Origin of the sequence: Sphingopyxis jiangsuensis, assembly GCF_016734905.1 — a bacterium.
Lineage (GTDB): Bacteria > Pseudomonadota > Alphaproteobacteria > Sphingomonadales > Sphingomonadaceae > Sphingopyxis > Sphingopyxis jiangsuensis.
Genome location: NZ_JAERPO010000002.1, coordinates 703,091 through 722,380 on the forward strand (window position 1 = coordinate 703,091; position 19,290 = coordinate 722,380).

Genomic DNA, 19,290 nt, shown 5'->3' on the forward strand with positions numbered 1-19,290 from the left:
TCACTCGGCGCCGGGCCGCCAGGCCTCGTAGTCGCCGGTCGCCGCCGCGCGGCGGCCGCCGCGTTCGAGCGCCCCGGCGGGGCGATAGGCGCCAAGACTGCCCGTAAGATTCGCCGTCGGCTCCTTTTCCCAGCCGCGCGGCGCGGGCAGAATGTCGGCGGGCAGTTCATCGAAGGTGCCGTGCAGCCAGCCGTGCCATTCGGGCGGCACGCGGCTCGCGTCGTTCGACCCCTTGTAGATTACCCAGCGCCGGTTTCCCTTGCGCGCGCGGAAATAGCGGTTGCCGAGGCTGTCCTCGCCGACCTGCTCGCCGTTTTTCCAGCTGTTCAGCAGCGTGCCGACGGTTGCGCCGTCCCACCAGGTGAAAATCTTGCCGAGGATGCTCATGGCGCTGGCGTTTACAGGCAAGCCGCGCCGCTTCGCAAGCGGAGTTTCACGCCTTTGACGCCATTCTCCGCCCGGTTCAGCGATCTGCCCACGTCACCGTCGCGCTCTCGTCGATGCCGAGCCGCGCCGCGGTGCCGCCCGCCACTTCGAGCACCGCCGCCACGTCGCCGCCGCTCGCCACGGGTTCGAGCGATTCGGGGATCGTGTTTTCGGCGATCCGGTCGATGCTGCCGTCGGCGCGGATGAAAATCATGTCGAGCGGGATCGGCGTATTCTTCATCCAGAAACTCGCGATCTGCGGCTTGTCATAGACAAACAGCATCCCGCCGTCGGCGGGCAGGCCGGTGCGGAACATCAGCCCCTGTCGCTGCTCCTCGATCGTGCGCGCGACCTCGACGTCGAAGCGATAGCTTTTGTCCGCCATCGCGATCGTGACGGGGATCGTTGCGGCGGCTTCGGACTGCGCATCACCGCTCGCGCAGCCCGCCAAAGGCAAGGCCACAAACAGGGCAAAGGCCGCCAAGATCGCACGCATCGACTGCTCCCTGCGCAACATTTCCGAATATGCGATGCCTAATCGAGCGCCGCCTGCCCGTCCAGCGCTGCGAGCGCCGCCTCGTCGCCGGGCGCGATGGCGAGTATTTCACGCGCGATTGCAAGCGAATGACCGGCGCGCGCAAAGGCTGCGATCTGCCGCTCGCGCAGTTTCGGATCGTCGCTCGCGCGGACCGCAAACGGCCCGAAGCGCCGCCGCCGCGCAAACCCCAGCGCGGCGCGGACGCCCGCATCCTCCGCCGCCTCGATCGCTTCGTCCGCATCGTCCTCGGCGATGCCGTCGACGCGCAGCTGCGCGCGCACGCGCCGCGCGCCCAGCCCGCGCCGCGTCATCGCGCCGCCGCGCATCGCGGCATATTGGCGGTCATCGACGAAGCCGAGCCGTTCCATCCTCGCCACCACGGCTTCGCATGACGTCATGGCGTCGACATCCTCAACCCATTCGGATTCGCGGACTTTCCGGCTGAGATAACGCGCAAGCTTTGCCTTCGACGTCGCAAATCGCGCGACATAGGCCAGCGCCAGTTCGTCGAGACGGGCTGCGGTGAGCGGCTTTTTGGATCGGACGGACGGAGCGCGGCGGGTGCCCATGCCATGTTTATGCCACAGTCAAGCCCGATTGAGAACGACCAGCGCCGCCATATCGGGCATCAAAGCCCGAAAGTCGGGCCATTTTGTTCCAACAATACAGGGTTCGCGCACCATTCATGGCTCAGAAAAATGACATGCTTGTTGCCGCGCGGCCCGATTCCGGGGACCTAGCACCCTCTATGACCGAAAATCCTGCTCTTGCGGTGGCGGACCTCGTCCCCACCCCGACCGATTGCGCCCAGCCGCGCCGTTTCTCGGATTTTGCGACCGTGGGCGAAGCGCTCGACTATGCCGCCAGCGGCACGCGCGGGCTCAATTTCCACGATCCGCGCGGGCGTCTCGTACGCCCCTATCCTTATAGCGAGCTCAAGGCCGACGCGCTCGTCACCGCGTACCGGCTCGTCGCCGCGGGCGTGAAGCCCGGCGACCGCATCGCGCTGATCGCCGAAACCGGCGCCGAATTCGCCGCGCTGTTCTTCGGGACCATCTATGCCGGCGCCTGGCCGGTGCCGCTGCCGCTGCCGACAAGCTTTGGCGGGCGCGATTCCTATGTCAGCCAGCTTGTCGTCCAGCTCACCAGCTGCGACCCCAAGATGCTGTTTTTTCCGCCGGAAATCGCTGCAATGGCGACCGAGGCCGCACAATCGCGCGGCGTCGAACCGATGGACTGGGGCGCGTTCGAAAAGCGTGCAGCGCCCGTCGCGGCGCTGCCCGAACAGAAATCGGATGAAACCTGCTACCTTCAGTACAGCAGCGGCTCGACGCGCTTTCCGCACGGCGTCGCCGTCACCCACGCCGCGCTTCTCAACAATCTTGCGGCGCACGGCCATGGCATGAAGTTGCAGGGCAGCGACCGCTGCGTGTCGTGGCTGCCCTGGTATCACGACATGGGCCTCGTCGGCTGCCTGCTTTCGCCGGTCGCCAACCAGGTATCGGTCGACTATCTGAAAACAGAGGATTTTGCGCGCCGTCCGCTTGCGTGGCTTGACCTTATCAGCCGCAATCAGGGCACGACGCTCAGTTACTCGCCGACCTTCGGCTATGATATTTGCGCGCGCCGCATTTCCAGCCAGACCAATGTCGCCGAGCGCTTCGACCTTTCGCGCTGGCGCGTTGCGGGCAATGGCGCCGACATGATCCGCCCCGACGTGATGCAGAGCTTCGTCGACGCCTTCGCCGACGCGGGTTTCAAGGCGAGTGCTTTTCTGCCGAGCTATGGGCTTGCCGAAGCGACGCTCGCGGTCAGCATCATGCCGCCGGGCGAGGGAATCGTCGTCGAACTTGTCGAGGAAACCGAACTTTCGGGTGCCGCCAATGATTCGGGCCGTCCGACGCGCTATCGCGCCATCGTCAATTGCGGCCGCGCGGTGCGCGACATGAAGATCGAGGTCCGCGACGAAGCCGGAAATACCCTTCCCGACCAGACCGTCGGCAAGGTTTGGTGTACGGGTCCGTCGCTGATGACGGGCTATTACCGCGACCCCGAATCGACCGCCGCCTGCATGGTCGACGGTTGGCTCGATACGGGTGACATGGGTTATTTGTCAGATGGTTACATCTATATCGTTGGCCGCGCCAAGGATATGATCATCATCAACGGCAAGAACCACTGGCCGCAGGACATCGAATGGGCGGTCGAACAGCTTCCCGGCTTCAAGTCGGGCGACATCGCCGCTTTCGCGATCACCACGCCGGGCGGCGAGGAAACGCCCGCGGTGCTCGTCCAGTGCCGCACCAGCGACGACGCCGAACGCGCGGCGCTGCGCGAAGCGATCCGCGACCGCGTGCGCGCGATCACCGGCATGAATTGCCTTGTCGAGCTGATCCCGCCGCGTACCCTGCCACGCACCAGTTCGGGCAAGCTCAGCCGGTCGAAGGCGCGTGCACAATATCTGGCGGGCGAAATCCAGCCTTTTGCCATCGCTGCCTGACGATTTTCTGTCCCGTCGCCGGACAAAAAATAGCGCGCCAAAGGGCCGCATGGTTACCTTCGGGTAACCCGTCCTGCGCTAAACCGGGCCGGTGAAGAGCATTTTGACCGACCCCACGCTTGCCGACGATATTCCCGTTCGAACCCTGATGGGACTGGGGACGAACGATATGGAGATCGGCAATATCCGCCAGCTCCAGCTCGCGCCGCTCCGGGGCAAGGGCGCGCTGCGTCTGTGGATGAGCGTCGGAATGGCGTTCGTCGCCACGCTGACGATGGTCCCCCAGATTTCACCGGCGATCGCCGGCGGCTGGCTTGTCGTCGCGCTGGCTTTCAGCCTCTGGTCGTACCGCGCCTTCAGCAATCTGATTCTGGGCGACCCCAAATTGTCGGGCATATCCGAATTCCGGATATGCCATCGTCACGCCTTCTACTCGGCGATGCTCTGGACCACGCCCTTCTGGTTGCGCGGCATCCCGCCGCCGGTGGATCATGTCCTGTCGATCTGGGCGATTTCGCTGTTGATGATGCTGACGCTGGCGATCGTCGCACACAGTATCCCGCTCGCCTGCGCGCTGTTCATCGTGCCGGTCAGCCTGTCGGCAGGCGCGGCGCTCGCGCTTGCGGGCGCGCCGCAGCTCGGGGCGGTCGCGCTCGTGGCGGGCTTCCTGATGTGTGCATTCTGCGTTCGTTTCGGGCAGACCTATGTCCGCTTTCGCCGCGCCGAGGTCACATTGCACGAAAAGACCGAAACGGTCAGCCTGCTGCTGCGCGAATTCGAGGAAACCTCGGCCGACTGGTTGTGGCAAACCGACAATTCAAGGCGTCTCGTCCATATCTCGCCACGGTTCGCACACGCGCTCGGCGCGCCGGCCGAGACGCTCGAGGGCATGCCGCTTCTCCAGGCGCTCGCCGGCGATGCCTGGGAGACGGGCCAGTTCCCGAAAAGCCTGCACGATCTCGCCGAACGGATGAAGCGGCGCGAAAGCTTTTCCAACCTTACCGTGCCCGTCACCATCAACGGCAAGGCGCGCTGGTGGGAATTGTCGGCATCGCCGCGGCTTGACGAAAGCGGAAAGTTCCTCGGATTTCGCGGCGTCGGGTCGGACGTCACCGAACAGCATTCGACCGCGCAGCAGATCTCGCGCATGGCACGGTTCGACAATCTGACCGGCCTTCCGAACCGGCTCAGCCTGACCGAGGATCTGTCGCGCGCGCTCGAACATGCGCAGCGGGCGAAATCGCGCTGCGCGATGCTGATGATCGACCTCGACCGGTTCAAGGCGGTCAATGATACGCTCGGCCATCCCACGGGCGACCAACTGCTCGCGCAGGTCTCGGCGCGGCTCAAGGGGATGATGGAACAGGGCATGACCTGTGGCCGTCTCGGCGGTGACGAGTTCGCCGTCGTCATCCACAATGTCGCGTCGGCCGATGCTGCCGAAGAGCTCGCGCAGCGCATCATCGCGACGATCAGCCGCCCCTATGTCGTCGACAACCACCAGCTCTTCGTCGGCGCCAGCATCGGCTATGCCATCGGTCCGCAGGACGGCGCGACGGTGGAAACGCTGACGCGCAACGCCGACCTCGCGCTCTATAAATCGAAGGACAAGGGCGGCAATGTCGTCGCCGCCTATGTCGCCTCGCTCCACGCGCAGGCCGAGGAACGGCGCGTGATGGAACAGGAATTGCGCGGTGCGCTCGACCGCAAGGAGTTCGAACTTTATTATCAGCCGGTCGTCACGGCCGCCGACGGCACGCTGAACGGGTTCGAGGCGCTGATCCGCTGGACCAACCCGAAGCTCGGCAACGTCTCGCCGGGCCGCTTCATCCCGCTGGCCGAAGACAGCCGCCTCATCTCGCCGATCGGCGAGTGGGTGCTGCGCAACGCCTGCGCCGAAGCGATGAAATGGCCGTCGAACCTGAAGGTCGCGATCAACGTCTCGGCCGAACAGCTCACCGATCCGGCCTTTGCGTCGGTCGTCGTGTCCGCCCTCGCGCAAAGCGGGCTGCCGCCGCAGCGGCTCGAGATCGAGGTGACCGAAAGCGTTTTCCTGCGCGACGGCGGCGGTGCGGCGCAACTGCTCGACCAGTTGCTCGCGCTCGGCATCCGGCTCAGCCTCGACGATTTCGGCACCGGCTATTCCTCGCTCGGATATCTGCGCAAGACGCATTTCTCGACGATCAAGGTCGACCGCAGCTTTGTCGTTGGCGCGGCGAAGGGGAGCATCGAATCGATCGCGATCATCCGCGCCGTCGTCGCGCTCGCCGACAGCCTCGGCATGTCGACGACCGCCGAAGGCGCGGAGACCGAGGTCGAGGTCGACACGCTGCGCGCGCTCGGCTGCAGCAACATCCAGGGCTATTATTACGGCCGCCCGATGCCGGCTGGCGACGTGCTCGCGCTGTTCCGCCCGCCCGAAAACGCCGCGACCGCCGCGGCCTGACGGCGCCAGAGCGAACGCATCGGACGACGAAGCGATCGCCGATTCCAAAGGTTCCCCCGCTCACCGCAACCGCGGCGCAACTCGTCGCGCGGTGGCTGGTGCGTTTCGTCGGGCGTGGCAAACAGCTTTCAACGCTTGAAACCAAGCTTCTGGGGGTCGCATTCCATGTCGAGCAACCGCTTTTCCGGCGCCGCCGCTGCCGCCCTGCTGATGGTCGCCTCGCTGCTCGTCGGCGCCCCCGCCGCGGCGCGCGACTATCTGCAATGCGTCCCCTTTGCCCGCGCCGAATCGGGCGTCGAGATTCGCGGCAATGCCAAGACCTGGTGGGCGCAGGCCGAGGGGCAATATGCCCGCGGCGACGAACCGCGCGAGGGCGCGGTGATGGCATTTGCCGCCGCGCGCGGGATGCCGATGGGGCATGTCGCGGTGGTCAAAAAGATTGTGAGCGATCGCGAAATCCTGATCGACCATGCCAATTGGTCGCCGATCAATGGCCGTCGCGGCCAGATCGAGCGGGGCGCACGCGTCGTCGACGTCAGCGAGGCGGGCGACTGGAGCATGGTGCGCGTCTGGTACGCGCCGATCGGCGACCTCGGGCTGCGCGCGAACCCGGTGCACGGCTTCATCTATGCCGATAGCACCCCCGACACGCCGGCCTTCGAAGCGCCGGTTTGGGCGCAGCAGGACTGGAAACCCGGCAACGGCCTTGATCGCGTCGTTGCTTCGCTCGGCAACTGAGCCCTACCCCCCAATTCCTCTAGGGCCATTGGCGAGCATCGAAGCCATCCGGAGCGGTCGACCCTCCGGATGGCTTCCCCCTTTCGAGGCCATCGAAAATGGCTCAGCCTTCGCCGTCCGCGCCGTCGCCGGAAGCGGCGGCAACATCCTCGAACCACGCCTCGACCTCGCCCGACAGCTTGATCGTCATCGGCTGGCCGAAACGGTCTTTCGACTTGCCCGCGGCGACGCGGATCCAGCCTTCGCTGATCGAATATTCCTCGACGTCGGTGCGTTCGTTGCCCTTGAAGCGGATGCCGATGCCGCGCTGCAGCACCTCCATGTCGAAATGGGGCGAGCGCGGGTTGGTCGACAGGCGGTCGGGGGGCGTATCGGTCATGTGTCTGCTTTCAATGAAATGATGCCGCGGCCCTAGCGGCGGCTATACGTTGCCGTCAATGAATACGCGCTGCGACAGACTGCCCTTTCGGTCGTCGGCTACCGGCCGAACCGCCCCGGGGTGACAACTGCTTATGCCACACCAGCGTCATGGCGCGATCGTGGGTCATTCTAATTCAAAGTGGGCACGATTTGGCCGCCGGAACAGCAATTCGGAGGTATCAGGAACGACCTGCAAGGTCGCGACCCCGAAAATCAACGCAGCGCGCTCGGTCGGAATTCTCTAATTTTATGCAATATTATCATATACTTAAATGGATCATCGGCCACGCGATGCGGCGACGGAACGCCGACGTCCAATTGCGCTAAGAATATCTTAACAACGCGCGCGTAGACAAGATTCAGCCAATTTGGAGATGATCGATGAGAAATCCATTGCGGCAATTGCTGCGATCAACCAGCGGGAATGTATTGGTGTTGGCAGGATTGTCGATGCCGTTGCTGATCGGATTTGCCGGCATGGCAACCGACACCATCCAATGGACCCTCGACAAGCGTCAGCTGCAACGCACGGCCGACTCAGCCGCGTTGGCGGGCGCATATTCTATCGCGCAGAACAAGGACGCGAACGACTCCGCGCAAAAGAACATCGAGGCGAATAACCGGCTGGTGCTGGCCGCCGCTCCGATCATCGAAAATGCGCCGACGAGCGGAAGCTACGCTGGCGACATGAATGCGGTCTATGTCGAATTGGCGACTCGAAAGCCGCTGCCGTTTTCCGGCATATTCATGAACGCGGCGCCGCTCATCAAAGCGCGATCGACGGCAGCGATGATTGCCAACGGCAATTATTGCGTCATTTCGCTTGATACGTCGCTTGATGTCGGCGTTGAGGCGACGGGCAGTTCCTATGTCGATCTCAATTGCGGGATTTTCGCGAACTCGCGCTCGGGCAACGCTGTGTCTGCCGGTGGATCGACGCTCGTTGTGTCCGATGTTGTCGGGGCTGTTGGCGGATTGACGCCGAGCAATCGTTACGCGCCTGGAACCGCCTTTCTTCCCTATTCCGCCCCGCAGCCCGACCCGTTTGCCGATCTTCCCACCCCGGAACCTTCGGGATGCAAGAACAAGGTCAACGTCAATCCCAAACAATCGCTCACACTCGATCCCGGCTGCTACAGCGGCATGGACATCAAGGGGACGGTCCATTTCAATCCGGGTGTCTATTATATCGATGGTGGGGTGTTGAGCTTCGGAGCCCAGGCCAACGCGACGGGGGTCGGCGTAACCTTCATCTTGACGAGCACGTCGGCGGCGACCAATCCGAATTCGATTGCAACGCTCGATATCAACGGGACGTCCGAGCTCAATTTCAGCTCGCCGACGTCGGGTGATTATAAATCGGTTCTTTTTTATCAGGATCGACGCGCACCATCGGGAACGACCAAGATCAACGGCAACAACAAATCGTCGATTGAGGGAGGAATCTATTTCCCCAAGCATCTGATCCAGTTCAACGGCAATTCGGGTTTCAAAACCGATTGCGTTCAGTTGATCGGTCTCAAGGTGAACTTCACGGGCAACAGCGCGATCAACAACGAGTGTCCATCGAACGGGCCGTCGACATTCCGAGGCTCGGTCGTAAGGCTGGTTTCATGACATTTTTGGCGGAAAATCCGGCTGCCCGTCTGCGCCGACTGGCGAATGACACATCAGCGACGAGTATGATCGAACTCGCCTTGTTGTCGCCGATCGCCGCGATGCTTTTGATGGGGCTGGTCGACACTTCGTTCGGCTTTCAGAAAAAGCTGGAAACCGAACAGGTCGCGCAACGCGTTGTCGAGAAGGCAACGTCCTATGGCAATGCCGGTTCGGACTATTCAGGCCTTCCGCAGGAGGCTGCCGAGGCAGCCAATGTTCCGCAAAGCGCCGTGACGATGGATAAATGGCTGGCGTGCGACCGGGTGCGCCAGCAGAACTTTGACGGTACCTGCCCCGCAAACCAGGAGATATCGCGGCACATTTCGATCGCAATCGCGTCCTCCTATGCCCCGATGTTTCCCTATGGTCCGCTCGGACAAGCAGTTGGGGCGCAGGAAGATGGATCGATCCCCTTCACGGTCATGAGCGCGGTACGAATCCAATGATCAAATTTCAGCGAAATCTTTTTCTTCGCACCGAGGGTTCGGCAGCTGTCGAAGCCGCGCTTGCGCTTCCCGTGCTATTCGCATTCATCGGGGTCATCTTCATGCTCGGGAACTTGCTATTGGCCCAGGCTAGCGTCGATCATGCCACGGGCGAGGCTGCGCGTTATTCGACCATTTACCCGACACCGAGCGCCGCGGACATCGAAGCCAAGGCACGCGCTGCGCTTTTCGACAGTAACAAGGATGCAGTTCGCGACGTCGATGTAACAATGGGCGTCGATGACGGCAGGAAATTTGCGGAAATCACGATAACCTATGACTATCCGGTCATCTCATGGTTCGTTGAAGGATCGGAACAGACGCTAACGCATTCGCGCCGGGCCTATCTGCCGTAACGATTTGGGCGTCTGAATTTTCGGTCGGCATCGATCGGCAATTTTAGGCGCGTCGCTTTGTCGCATTTGTCGACCCGCTTCCTTGCGAGACCGCTTCGCGCCACTCGCCCAACGCCAAATCCCCAATCTCCCACCCCCCGATCCGCCACCTTACCAGCCGCAGCGTCGGATAGCCCACCGCGGCGGTCATCCGCCGCACCTGGCGGTTGCGGCCTTCGGTGATGGTGAGTTCGATCCATGCGTCGGGCACGCTCTTGCGGTATCGCACCGGCGGGTCGCGCTCCCACAGTTGGGGCGGGTCGATGCGGCGCACGGTCGCGGGGCGGGTCGGGCCGTCGTTCAGCGTGACGCCGCGGGCGAGCGCCGTCAGCGCGGCGGCGTCGGGCTCGCCCTCGACCTGCACCAGATAGGTTTTGGGCATCTTGTGCCTGGGCGACGATATCCGCGCCTGCAGCGCGCCGTCGTCGGTCAGGATCAACAGCCCCTCGCTGTCGCGGTCGAGCCGCCCGGCGGGATAGACGCCGGGCACGTCGATATAGTTGGACAGTGTCGCGCGCGCGACGCCGGTCCCTTCGGCGCTGCCGCGGTCGGTGAATTGCGACAGCACGCCATAGGGCTTGTTGAACAGGATCAGGCGGGGCAACGGGGTGTCCTCGGCTACCGGGAAACGGACCTGTAACCGTTCGTGTCGAGCGAAGTCGAGACACGCAGCGCGCGCGCATGCCTTCGCGTGTCTCGACTTTGCTCGACACGAACGGGAAATGGGATGGGCCAAAACAAAACCGGCGGCCGATGGGGCCGCCGGTCGGTATCTTACGCCGCTTCCTTCTTGCGGCTCGCCTTCTTCCGCTCGTGCGGGTCGAGGATCGCCTTGCGGATGCGAATATTCTTCGGCGTCACCTCGACCATCTCGTCGTCGTCGATATAGGCGATCGCCTGTTCGAGCGTCATGCGCTTGGGCGGGGTCAGGCGGATCGCGTCGTCCTTGCCCGTCGAACGGAAGTTCGTGAGCTGCTTCGACTTCATCGGGTTGACTTCCAGATCCTCGGGCTTCGCATTTTCGCCGATGATCATGCCTTCATAAAGCGCCTCGCCCGGCGAGACGAAGAGGATGCCGCGCTCTTCGAGGGGGCCGAGCGCATAGGCGACCGCCTCGCCCGCGCCGTTCGAGATGAGGACGCCGTTCTTGCGGCCCTCGATCACGCCCTTGTACGGGCCATATTTCTCGAACAGGCGGTTCATGATGCCGGTGCCGCGCGTGTCGGACAGGAATTCGCCGTGATAGCCGATCAGGCCGCGCGACGGGCCGCTGAAGGTGATGCGCGTCTTGCCGCCGCCCGACGGGCGCATGTCGGTGAGGTCGGCCTTGCGGATCTGCATCTTCTCGACAACCGTGCCGCTATGCTCGTCGTCGACGTCGATGACGACGGTTTCATAGGGTTCGGTGCGCTGGCCGCTCTCGTCGGTCTGATAAAGGACGCGCGGGCGGCTGATCCCGAGTTCGAAGCCTTCGCGGCGCATCGTTTCGATGAGCACGCCGAGCTGGAGCTCGCCGCGGCCCGCAACCTCGAAGCTGTCCTTGTCGGCGCTTTCGGTGATGCGGATTGCGACATTGGTTTCGGCTTCGCGGTACAGGCGGTCGCGGATCATGCGGCTCGTGACCTTGCTGCCCTCGCGGCCCGCCATCGGCGAATCGTTGACCGCAAAGCGCATCGACAGCGTCGGCGGGTCGATCGGCTGCGCGGCAATCGGTTCGCTGACGCTCGTGTCGGCGATCGTGTTCGCGACGGTCGCGTTGGTGAGGCCCGCGATCGCGACGATGTCGCCCGCCTTCGCCTCGTCGACCGGCACGCGGTCGAGCCCGCGGAAAGCGAGCAGCTTTGATGCGCGGCCGGTTTCGATCACCTTGCCGTCCATGTCGAGCGCGTGGATCGGCTGGTTGACCTTGACCGATCCCGACTGGACGCGGCCGGTCAGAATACGGCCGATGAAATTGTCGCGGTCGAGCAGCGTCGCGAGGAAGGTGAAGGGCGCGTCTTCGTCGAGCCCCGGCGTGGGGACATGGCTGACGATCGTCTGGAACAGCGGCTCGAGCGTGCCTTCGCGCGCCTCCGGGTCGGGCGAGGCATAGCCGCCGCGGCCCGAGGCATAGAGGATCGGGAAGTCGAGCTGTTCGTCATTGGCTTCGAGCGTCAGGAACAGTTCGAACACCTCGTCGAGCACTTCGGCGGCGCGCGCGTCGCTGCGGTCGATCTTGTTGACGACGACGATGGGCTTGAGGCCCAGCGCGAGCGCCTTGCCGGTGACGAACTTGGTCTGCGGCATCGGCCCTTCGGCGGCGTCGACGAGCAGGATGACGCCGTCCACCATGCTCAGGATCCGCTCGACCTCGCCGCCGAAATCGGCGTGGCCCGGCGTGTCGACGATGTTGATGCGCGTGGCGTCGGCGCCCTCGCCCCATTCGACCGAAGTGCATTTCGCAAGGATGGTGATCCCGCGCTCTTTCTCAAGGTCGTTCGAATCCATCGCCCGTTCCTCGACGCGCTGGTTGTCGCGGAAGGTGCCGGACTGGCGGAACAGCTGGTCGACGAGGGTGGTTTTGCCATGATCGACGTGGGCAATAATGGCGATATTGCGCAGAGACATGCGGATTTGAGCCTTATGGGAGGAGGCGGCGCCCGGAGCGCCACGAAACGCCGCGCCCCTAACAGAAGCGCTGCTGCAGCGCAACAAGATTGCCGGTCGGCGCGCGACCCGCAAGCGAAGGGCGCGACCGCATCGAACGGCCGCGCCCCGCCTTTGCCTTGCCCGTCGGCTTACGACGTCGGCGGCGGCTTGGGTCCGCGCGGCTTCGCGGGCGGTGTCGAAGCACGCATGTCGTCAAGCACCCGTGCCGCGGCGTCGCGCCCGCCGAGGCCGAAGGCGATCGCCGTCGCTGCCGCGGTTCCGATCACCAGCGCGCCGAACGCCATCTCGATGATGCTGTCGGCGATGCCCATATATTTGAGCCCCATCGCCGAGAAGAGCAGGATCGTCGCATAACGGACGAGCCGTGTCCCCAGGCTGTCGCCACCCGCGCCGCCGATCAGCGAGGCCAGGAAATTGGCAACGAGAAAGCCGACGGCAATGATCACCGCGCCAAAGACGACCGCGCCGCCGAGCCGCAGCACCTCGTCGACCACGGCGGTCAGCTCGGGGAAGGCGAGCAGCCGGGTTGCCGCAATCGCCGCGACGAGCAGGATCGACACAAGCACGACCTTGCCGACGATCGACGACAGTTTGACCGTCGCGGGGAGCAGTCCGATGGCGCCCACCGACTGGTCGGCACCGAGTCCCGCGACCAGTTCCTCGACCATCGCCGCCGCCCAACGCGCGATGACATAGCCGATGCCGAGCACCGCAGACGCGCCGATGATCGCGGGCACCGCCGCCAGGATACGCGTCAGCATCGCGACGAGCGGGGCGCTGATCGCTTCGATATGCAGCGCCTGCAGTGCGCCGATCACGACCGGGATGATGATGAGCACATAGACGATCGTGCCGATGGTGCGGCTGATCGTCGCATTCCCCGTCACCTGCTCGACGCCGCCGCGGTTGGCCCAACGGTCGAAATCGACGGTCGTCAGCAAGGTTTCGACCAGCTCCTTGGCGATCCGCGCGAGCATATGGCCGATGAACAGGATCAGCCCCGCGCCGACGATATTGGGAATGAAGCCCATGGCATTCGTCAGCATCGCTTCCATCGGCCCGGTAACCGAGCCGAGATTGAGGATGTTGAGGATCGCGACAAGGCCGATCAGCCAGATCAACAGCGCGACGATGCGCCCCAGCGACAGGCCGAAACTTTCACCGGTCGCGGTTTCGCGGCGAAGCAGGGGGACCGTTTCGACAAGTTTCGCAAAGGCCCATTTCGCCGCCTTTGCCAATATCCATGTCGCCAACAGGACAAGCAGGGCAATAATTGCCATACGGCCATAGGCCATCGCCTGTCCGCCATCGATAATAAAATTACCGACATGAAAATCATCCATGATGAACTCTCCCCTCTTCTATTTTTGATAACCGTCGATCATTATTCGCCGCCGGCGAAGGACATCGCAATTTTTCAAGCAAAGACAACGATTGAGATCGGATTTTCCTATCACATCTGCATGAAATTTGCCATCATTTATTATGGAATTGCTTGGCAGACGCTTGTCGCGGGCCATTGTCACAAATTTCGTATGTTTCAAAATTTATTGAAACATACGAAATTTGTGATTAGGGGTGCGTCATGGACCTGTCCCCCGCCCCCGACTCCCCGTCATCGCCGTGCCGGCTCTCCCCGCTCGCGCAGGCCTTCGTCCTGCATTTCGGCGAGATGGGGAGTCGCTGGGGGATCAACCGCACTGTCGGCCAGATCTATGCGATGCTCTTTCTCGCCGACGCGCCGCGCAATGCCGAGGAGATCAGCGAGGCGCTGTCGCTGTCGCGCGGCAGCGTGTCGATGGGGCTCAAGGAGCTTGCGAGCTGGAACCTCGTCCAGCTTCGCCACCTGCCCGGCGACCGGCGCGATTATTACGAGACCCCGCGCGACGTCTGGGCGATCTTCCGCACGCTGGTCGAAGAGCGCAAGAAGCGCGAGATCGACCCGACGCTGACGACGCTGCGCTCGCTGATGATGGAACGCGCGACCGACCCTGCCGACCGTTTCGCGCAAGCGCGCATGGCCGACATGCACGAACAGATCGAGCTGCTCACCGACTGGTATGCCGACATGCAGCGGCTCGAGACCGAGCGCCTGCTCCAGCTGCTCAGATTGGGCTCGCGCGTGGTAAAGGCGCTCGAGTTCAAGGACCGGATGCTCGGGCGCGGGACCGCGCCAACGCCGATGGCGCGCGATGCCAAGGAGGCTGACGATGGACGGACTTGACCCGCTGACCCTCGCGCGCATCCAATTTGCCGCGAACATCAGCTTCCATATTCTTTTTCCGACAATCACCATCGCGCTCGGCTGGGCGCTGCTCGGTTTCAAGCTCGCCTATAACCGCACGCGCGATAGCGCCTGGATGGATGCCTATCGCCTGTGGGTGAAGGTGTTTGCGCTGAGCTTCGCGATGGGGGTCGTGTCGGGCATCACGATGAGCTTTCAGTTCGGCACCAATTGGCCGGGCTATATGGAAAAGGTCGGCAATGTCGCCGGGCCACTGCTCGCCTATGAGGTGCTCACCGCCTTTTTCCTCGAGGCGGTGTTCCTCGGCATCATGCTCTTCGGATTCAGCCGCGTCCCCGGCTGGCTCCACACGCTTGCGACCTTTCTCGTCGCCGCGGGAACAACGCTGTCGGCCTTCTGGATCATCGCGCTCAACAGCTGGATGCAGACGCCCGTGGGCTTTGAGATCCGCGACGGCGTCGTCCATGCGACCGATTGGTGGGCGATCGTCTTCAATCCCTCGATGCCCTATCGGCTAACGCATATGCTGCTCGCCTCGGCGCTGACCGTCGCCTTCCTCATCGCGGGGATGAGCGCCTGGCGCTGGCTGAAGGACGGCGGCGGCGAGGGCGTGCGGAGGTCGCTGAAGGCCGCCGTCTATGCCGCCGCACTGCTGATCCCGGTGCAGATATTCATCGGCGACCAGCACGGCCTCAACACGCTCGAGCATCAACCGCAAAAGGTCGCGGCGATGGAGGCGAATTGGGAAACCGCGGCCGGTGTCCCGCTCATCCTGTTCGCCATCCCCGACGGCGAAGCGCGCACCAACCATCTGGAGGTCGCCATCCCATCGGGCGCCAGCCTGATCCTGACGCACCATGCCGGCGGCGTGGTGCCGGGCCTCAACGATTATCGGGGCAATCACCCGCCGGTCGGGCCGGTCTTCTGGGGTTTCCGCATCATGGTCGGGATCGGCGTGCTGATGCTCGCGACCGCGTGGTTTGCCGCCTGGACGATCCGGCGGCGCGGGGTCGAGGCGATGCCGCGCTGGCTCGCGCACGCGCTCGTCGCGATGACATTCTCCGGCTGGGTCGCGACGCTCGCGGGCTGGTATGTGACCGAAATCGGCCGCCAGCCGTGGCTCGTCACCGGCGTATTGCGCACGTCCGAAGCCGTCGGACCGGTGGGAAGCGCGATGGTCGCAAGCTCGCTGACCCTCTATCTCGCGGTCTATGCGGTGCTGCTCGCTGCCTATGTTTTCGTGCTCTACCGGCTTGCAAGGCTCGGCAGCGCCGCGCCGCAGGGCAAGCCGATGTTCCCGATCCCCCGCGCCGCCGAAGGCCCCGCCGCGCACCAATCGGAGGCGACATCATGACCCCCTTTTTCGATGCCTGGTGGCTTCCGGTCATTTTCGCGGGGCTGATGGGCCTGTCGATCCTGCTCTATGTCATCCTCGACGGCTACGACCTGGGGGTCGGCATGCTCACGCGGCTCGAAAAGGGCGAGGCGCGCGACCTGATGGTCGCCTCGATCGGGCCGTTCTGGGATGCCAATGAGACGTGGCTCGTACTCGGGATCGGCCTGCTTCTGGTTGCCTTTCCCGTCGCGCACGGACTCATCCTGACGCAGCTTTATCTGCCCGTCGCGCTGATGCTCGTCGCGCTGATCCTGCGCGGCGTATCGTTCGAATTTCGCGCCAAGGCGGCACCCGAGCACAAGCAGCGCTGGGACGACGCATTTTTCGTGGGCTCACTCGTCACCGCGCTGTGCCAGGGATATATGCTCGGCGCCTATGTGCTGGGGTTCGACCAGAGCCTTGCCGCGGTGCTGTTCTGCCTGCTCGCCGCGCTCGGACTTGTCGCCGGCTATCTCTTCGTCGGCGCGTGCTGGCTGATCTACAAGGTCGAGGGCGAATTGCAGAAGCGCGCGGTCCGCTGGGCCGAAGTCACGCTGTGGCTGACCGCGCTCGCAATGGCGATCATTTCCATCGCGACCCCGCTCCTGTCGACACGCATCTTCGACCGCTGGTTCCGCCTGCCCGAGATCATCGCGCTGCTGCCGATCCCGATTGCCGCCGCGACCTTGTTCATCGGGCTCGCGATCTTCCTGCGGCGGCCGCTGCGCGCGAACGACGAGCTGTCATGGGTGCCGCTCGCGACCGCGGGCGTCCTCTTCGCGCTGGGTTTCGTGGGCATCGCCTACAGCTTCTATCCCTATCTGATCGCCGACCGGCTCGACATCTGGCAGGCGGCGGCGAGCCCCGAATCGCTGACGATCATCCTGATCGGCGCGCTGTTCGTGCTGCCCGTCATCCTCGGCTACTCCTTCCTCGCGCACTGGATCTTCCGCGGCAAGGCGACGCACCTCAGCTACGATTGAGCGGGGTCGCCATTGCACGGCGAAGATGCGCCGCGATAATCGTCGCCCCATCGGCGGTAACCGGCCGTGTCGATGTGAAAGCGCGTGACCTTGTAGATACCGAGACCAACCCCAAAGCGCGGGCCAGTCCTGGCATGAAGCGGGCAAAGGATGGCGATAAGGTCCGCGCGGCTTGACCGCTTGGTGGGTTCGAGGTCGAGCGCCGCAAAACGCAAGTGCCGGCTTGCCTTCGCTCCCTGGAAACAGGCGTTGGCAGCAGGGTCGCGATAACCCGACAGGACGCGCACCGGACCAACAACGGGCACCACCTGATCGCGAACATATCGCAATGTCGGGACCATCGCGGCCCATTGCGCGCGTGCGGGAACAGCGAACGGTTCAGCGGTCTTGCAGCGACGCCAGCGGGCATCGCTGCGCAATAGGTCGGCCAGCGGCAGCACGTCGCCGACCCCCTCTCGGTCGAAATAGGCTTCGATCGCGGCGACTTCAGGCGCCGCTTTCCCGCGGCGCCATTCTTCGAACAGATCGACGTCGCCCGCGGCGCCGGGTCTCGCCGCAGGCTGATCGAGCGTCGGGAAGACGCGCCACAGAACCAGTCCGGCCGACGCCGCTAACAGGGCGGCAACCATCGCCCTTTTCACAACATCCCCACCAATTGCTCCGTTTCGTCGCCCGCCACCCGCGCCGCGCGGATCAGGTTTGCCTGGAAATCGCCGCCGCTGTCGCCGTTCGCCTCGTCGGTGACTGCCTTGATTGCCGCCCACGGCTTGCCGAGCCGCGCGGCCGCCTGCGCAACCGCGCCCACCTCCATATCGACCAGCGTCGCGCCGAGCGTGGCGAGGTCCGCCGCGGCGTCTGGGCAGGCGACGAAGCTGTCACCGCTCGCGATGCGGGCGTGCGGCAGGCCAAGGCCGGGGTCCGCCATCGCGGCGAAATGCGCCTCGCCCGCCTCGCCCATCGGCCAGTCGCCCGCGCGGTAGCGGCAGAACAGGCCGGGATGCGTCGCGCCATAATCATGCTGCAGCGCCTCGGCGATCCAATAAGCGCCCGGCGCCGCGCCGAGCGACCCGCAGGTCCCGCTCATCAGCAACAGGTCGGCATCGGCGCCAAATACCCCGGCGGCCAGCGCCGCATTGACCTTGCCGAGCCCGCAGGTCACGATGACGAGATCGTGGCCGTAGGCAGCCAAGTGGCGGGCGCGGAACCGCCCCTCTCCGTATTCGCCTGCCCCCAAGAACATCGCATCGGCTTCTTCGGGGAGTGCGGCAAGGATGAGAATCGCGGTCATGGCTTCTGTCTAATCCCCTGGCCGTTTGTGTCGAGCGAAGTCGAGACGCGTTGGTGCGACGCCAGGCGTCCCTCGACGTCGCTCGGGACGAACGGGAATGAAAATCCTCCCCACGCGAAGTGGTCGGGGGATCTGATTGGCTTGCCAACGGCGCGCCACGCCGCCATCGCTTCCCCATGCTTGCGCGCATCTTTCCCGACCGCTTCGTTCCTGTCCTGCTCGCGACCACATTGTTTGCAAGCCTGCTCCCCGTTCATGGCGCCGCCGTGCCAATCGCACAGGCGCTATCGACGGCGGCTATCGTGCTGCTCTTCTTCCTCAACGGGGTTCGCCTCCCCCGCGACGAGGTGTTGCACGGCGTGCGCAACTGGAAGCTGCAGGGCGCGGCCTTTGCCTATTGTTTCGGCGCGATGGCGCTACTGGGGCTTGGCGCGCAGGCTGCGCTCGCGGCGCTGCTCCCGGCGATGCTCGCGCTCGGCTTTCTCTTCCTCGGCATCCTGCCCTCGACCGTCCAGTCGGCAACGGCGGCGAGCAGCATGGCGGGCGGCAATGTCGCCGCAAGCGTCGTCGCGGCGGCGCTGCTCAACCTGTCAGGCGTCATCGTCGCACCGCTTCTTTTCGCCGCATTGGCGGGGAGCGCGGGTGCGATCAGCGGCGCGGCGGCGCTGCGTATCGTCGCCATCCTCCTGCTGCCCTTTTTCGCAGGGCAGGTCGCACAGCGCTGGCTGCGCCCCTGGGTGCTCGCGCATCGCGGGCTCGCAACGTTGATGGACCGCAGCGCGATCGCGATCGCCGTCTACGTCGCCTTTTCGGCGGCGGTCGTCGGCGGCATCTGGGACCTGCTCGACATGCGCGAGATCGCGATCGGCGGCGCCGCGGTCGCCGCGCTCCTAGCGTTGTCGTTCGGCGGCGCGTGGCTGCTTGGCGGCGTGCTGCGGCTCGCGCGCGCCGACCGCATCACCCTGCTCTTTTCGGGCGCGCAGAAAAGCATCGCGGTCGGCGCCCCGCTCGCCGCGACGCTATTTCCCGCCGCGACGGCCGGCATGGTGCTGGTCCCGATCCTCGTCTATCATATGGCGCAGCTGATCCTGTCGGCATGGCTCGCGCCCCTCCTGGTGCGGCGGGCAGGGGTGTGATGCTTGA

At 64.4% G+C, this 19,290-nt stretch carries 19 protein-coding genes; 10 read left to right on the top strand and 9 right to left on the bottom strand.

The window, feature by feature from the left end:
- From JI743_RS10085 to JI743_RS10095, 3 genes are all read right to left on the bottom strand, one after another.
- On the bottom strand, positions 1 to 387 hold the full coding sequence (locus JI743_RS10085; protein WP_201928176.1) for an NADH:ubiquinone oxidoreductase subunit NDUFA12: 387 nt from the start codon (positions 385 to 387) through the stop codon (positions 1 to 3).
- 76 nt (positions 388 to 463) lie between these two features.
- Entirely contained in the window at positions 464 to 922 is a 459-nt protein-coding gene (locus JI743_RS10090) for a DUF192 domain-containing protein (protein ID WP_201928177.1), read from the bottom strand.
- A 38-nt stretch (positions 923 to 960) separates the two neighbouring features.
- A complete protein-coding gene (locus JI743_RS10095) occupies positions 961 to 1,533 on the bottom strand; it encodes a regulatory protein RecX (protein ID WP_201928178.1) in 573 nt (190 codons plus the stop codon).
- A 179-nt stretch (positions 1,534 to 1,712) separates the two neighbouring features.
- On the opposite strand from JI743_RS10095, the gene JI743_RS10100 reads away from it, so the two are divergent.
- From JI743_RS10100 to JI743_RS10110, 3 genes are all read left to right on the top strand, one after another.
- On the top strand, positions 1,713 to 3,464 hold the full coding sequence (locus tag JI743_RS10100) for a fatty acyl-AMP ligase (protein ID WP_201928179.1): 1,752 nt from the start codon (positions 1,713 to 1,715) through the stop codon (positions 3,462 to 3,464).
- A gap of 91 nt (positions 3,465 to 3,555) precedes the next feature.
- On the top strand, positions 3,556 to 5,910 hold the full coding sequence (locus JI743_RS10105; protein WP_201928180.1) for a putative bifunctional diguanylate cyclase/phosphodiesterase: 2,355 nt from the start codon (positions 3,556 to 3,558) through the stop codon (positions 5,908 to 5,910).
- A gap of 165 nt (positions 5,911 to 6,075) precedes the next feature.
- Complete coding sequence (locus tag JI743_RS10110; protein ID WP_201928181.1) at positions 6,076 to 6,648, top strand: CHAP domain-containing protein; 573 nt, start codon at positions 6,076 to 6,078, stop codon at positions 6,646 to 6,648.
- 103 nt (positions 6,649 to 6,751) lie between these two features.
- On the opposite strand, the gene JI743_RS10115 is transcribed toward JI743_RS10110, so the two are convergent.
- Positions 6,752 to 7,027 (bottom strand): DUF3297 family protein, encoded by a 276-nt coding sequence (locus JI743_RS10115; RefSeq protein ID WP_201928182.1) that lies wholly within the window; start codon positions 7,025 to 7,027, stop codon positions 6,752 to 6,754.
- A gap of 422 nt (positions 7,028 to 7,449) precedes the next feature.
- On the opposite strand from JI743_RS10115, the gene JI743_RS10120 reads away from it, so the two are divergent.
- The 3 genes from JI743_RS10120 to JI743_RS10130 are packed head-to-tail and all read left to right on the top strand — an operon-like array spanning position 7,450 to position 9,568.
- Positions 7,450 to 8,685, top strand: coding sequence for a pilus assembly protein TadG-related protein (locus JI743_RS10120; protein WP_201928183.1), 1,236 nt, complete (start codon positions 7,450 to 7,452; stop codon positions 8,683 to 8,685).
- Positions 8,682 to 9,173, top strand: coding sequence for a TadE/TadG family type IV pilus assembly protein (locus tag JI743_RS10125; RefSeq protein WP_201928184.1), 492 nt, complete (start codon positions 8,682 to 8,684; stop codon positions 9,171 to 9,173). Before JI743_RS10120 ends, JI743_RS10125 begins: the two co-directional genes overlap by 4 nt.
- Positions 9,170 to 9,568: a TadE/TadG family type IV pilus assembly protein gene (locus JI743_RS10130; protein WP_201928185.1), complete on the top strand. Its 399-nt coding sequence runs from the start codon at positions 9,170 to 9,172 to the stop codon at positions 9,566 to 9,568. Before JI743_RS10125 ends, JI743_RS10130 begins: the two co-directional genes overlap by 4 nt.
- A 43-nt stretch (positions 9,569 to 9,611) precedes the next feature.
- On the opposite strand, the gene JI743_RS10135 is transcribed toward JI743_RS10130, so the two are convergent.
- From JI743_RS10135 to JI743_RS10145, 3 genes are all read right to left on the bottom strand, one after another.
- Positions 9,612 to 10,211 (bottom strand): rRNA large subunit pseudouridine synthase E, encoded by a 600-nt coding sequence (locus JI743_RS10135; RefSeq protein ID WP_201928186.1) that lies wholly within the window; start codon positions 10,209 to 10,211, stop codon positions 9,612 to 9,614.
- A gap of 170 nt (positions 10,212 to 10,381) precedes the next feature.
- A complete protein-coding gene (gene typA / locus JI743_RS10140) occupies positions 10,382 to 12,214 on the bottom strand; it encodes a translational GTPase TypA (RefSeq protein ID WP_201928187.1) in 1,833 nt (610 codons plus the stop codon).
- Between the two features lie 170 nt (positions 12,215 to 12,384).
- Positions 12,385 to 13,599, bottom strand: coding sequence for a mechanosensitive ion channel (locus tag JI743_RS10145; RefSeq protein WP_201928188.1), 1,215 nt, complete (start codon positions 13,597 to 13,599; stop codon positions 12,385 to 12,387).
- 242 nt (positions 13,600 to 13,841) lie between these two features.
- On the opposite strand from JI743_RS10145, the gene JI743_RS10150 reads away from it, so the two are divergent.
- The 3 genes from JI743_RS10150 to JI743_RS10160 are packed head-to-tail and all read left to right on the top strand — an operon-like array spanning position 13,842 to position 16,859.
- The gene (locus tag JI743_RS10150; RefSeq protein WP_201928189.1) at positions 13,842 to 14,480 is read left to right on the top strand and encodes a GbsR/MarR family transcriptional regulator; all 639 of its coding nucleotides are present in this window, start codon (positions 13,842 to 13,844) and stop codon (positions 14,478 to 14,480) included.
- Positions 14,467 to 15,855: a cytochrome ubiquinol oxidase subunit I gene (locus JI743_RS10155; protein WP_201928190.1), complete on the top strand. Its 1,389-nt coding sequence runs from the start codon at positions 14,467 to 14,469 to the stop codon at positions 15,853 to 15,855. Before JI743_RS10150 ends, JI743_RS10155 begins: the two co-directional genes overlap by 14 nt.
- On the top strand, positions 15,852 to 16,859 hold the full coding sequence (locus tag JI743_RS10160; RefSeq protein ID WP_201928191.1) for a cytochrome d ubiquinol oxidase subunit II: 1,008 nt from the start codon (positions 15,852 to 15,854) through the stop codon (positions 16,857 to 16,859). Before JI743_RS10155 ends, JI743_RS10160 begins: the two co-directional genes overlap by 4 nt.
- Here the strand turns inward: JI743_RS10160 and JI743_RS10165 are convergent.
- On the bottom strand, positions 16,850 to 17,488 hold the full coding sequence (locus JI743_RS10165; RefSeq protein ID WP_201928192.1) for a D-Ala-D-Ala carboxypeptidase family metallohydrolase: 639 nt from the start codon (positions 17,486 to 17,488) through the stop codon (positions 16,850 to 16,852). The genes JI743_RS10160 and JI743_RS10165 overlap by 10 nt on opposite strands.
- Before the next feature lie 8 nt (positions 17,489 to 17,496).
- A complete protein-coding gene (locus tag JI743_RS10170) occupies positions 17,497 to 18,147 on the bottom strand; it encodes a 5'-methylthioadenosine/S-adenosylhomocysteine nucleosidase family protein (protein WP_201928193.1) in 651 nt (216 codons plus the stop codon).
- Between the two features lie 176 nt (positions 18,148 to 18,323).
- Here JI743_RS10170 and JI743_RS10175 point away from each other — a divergent pair, with 176 nt between their 5' ends.
- A complete protein-coding gene (locus tag JI743_RS10175; protein ID WP_201928194.1) occupies positions 18,324 to 19,283 on the top strand; it encodes a bile acid:sodium symporter in 960 nt (319 codons plus the stop codon).
- The last annotated feature ends 7 nt before the right edge of the window (positions 19,284 to 19,290 follow it).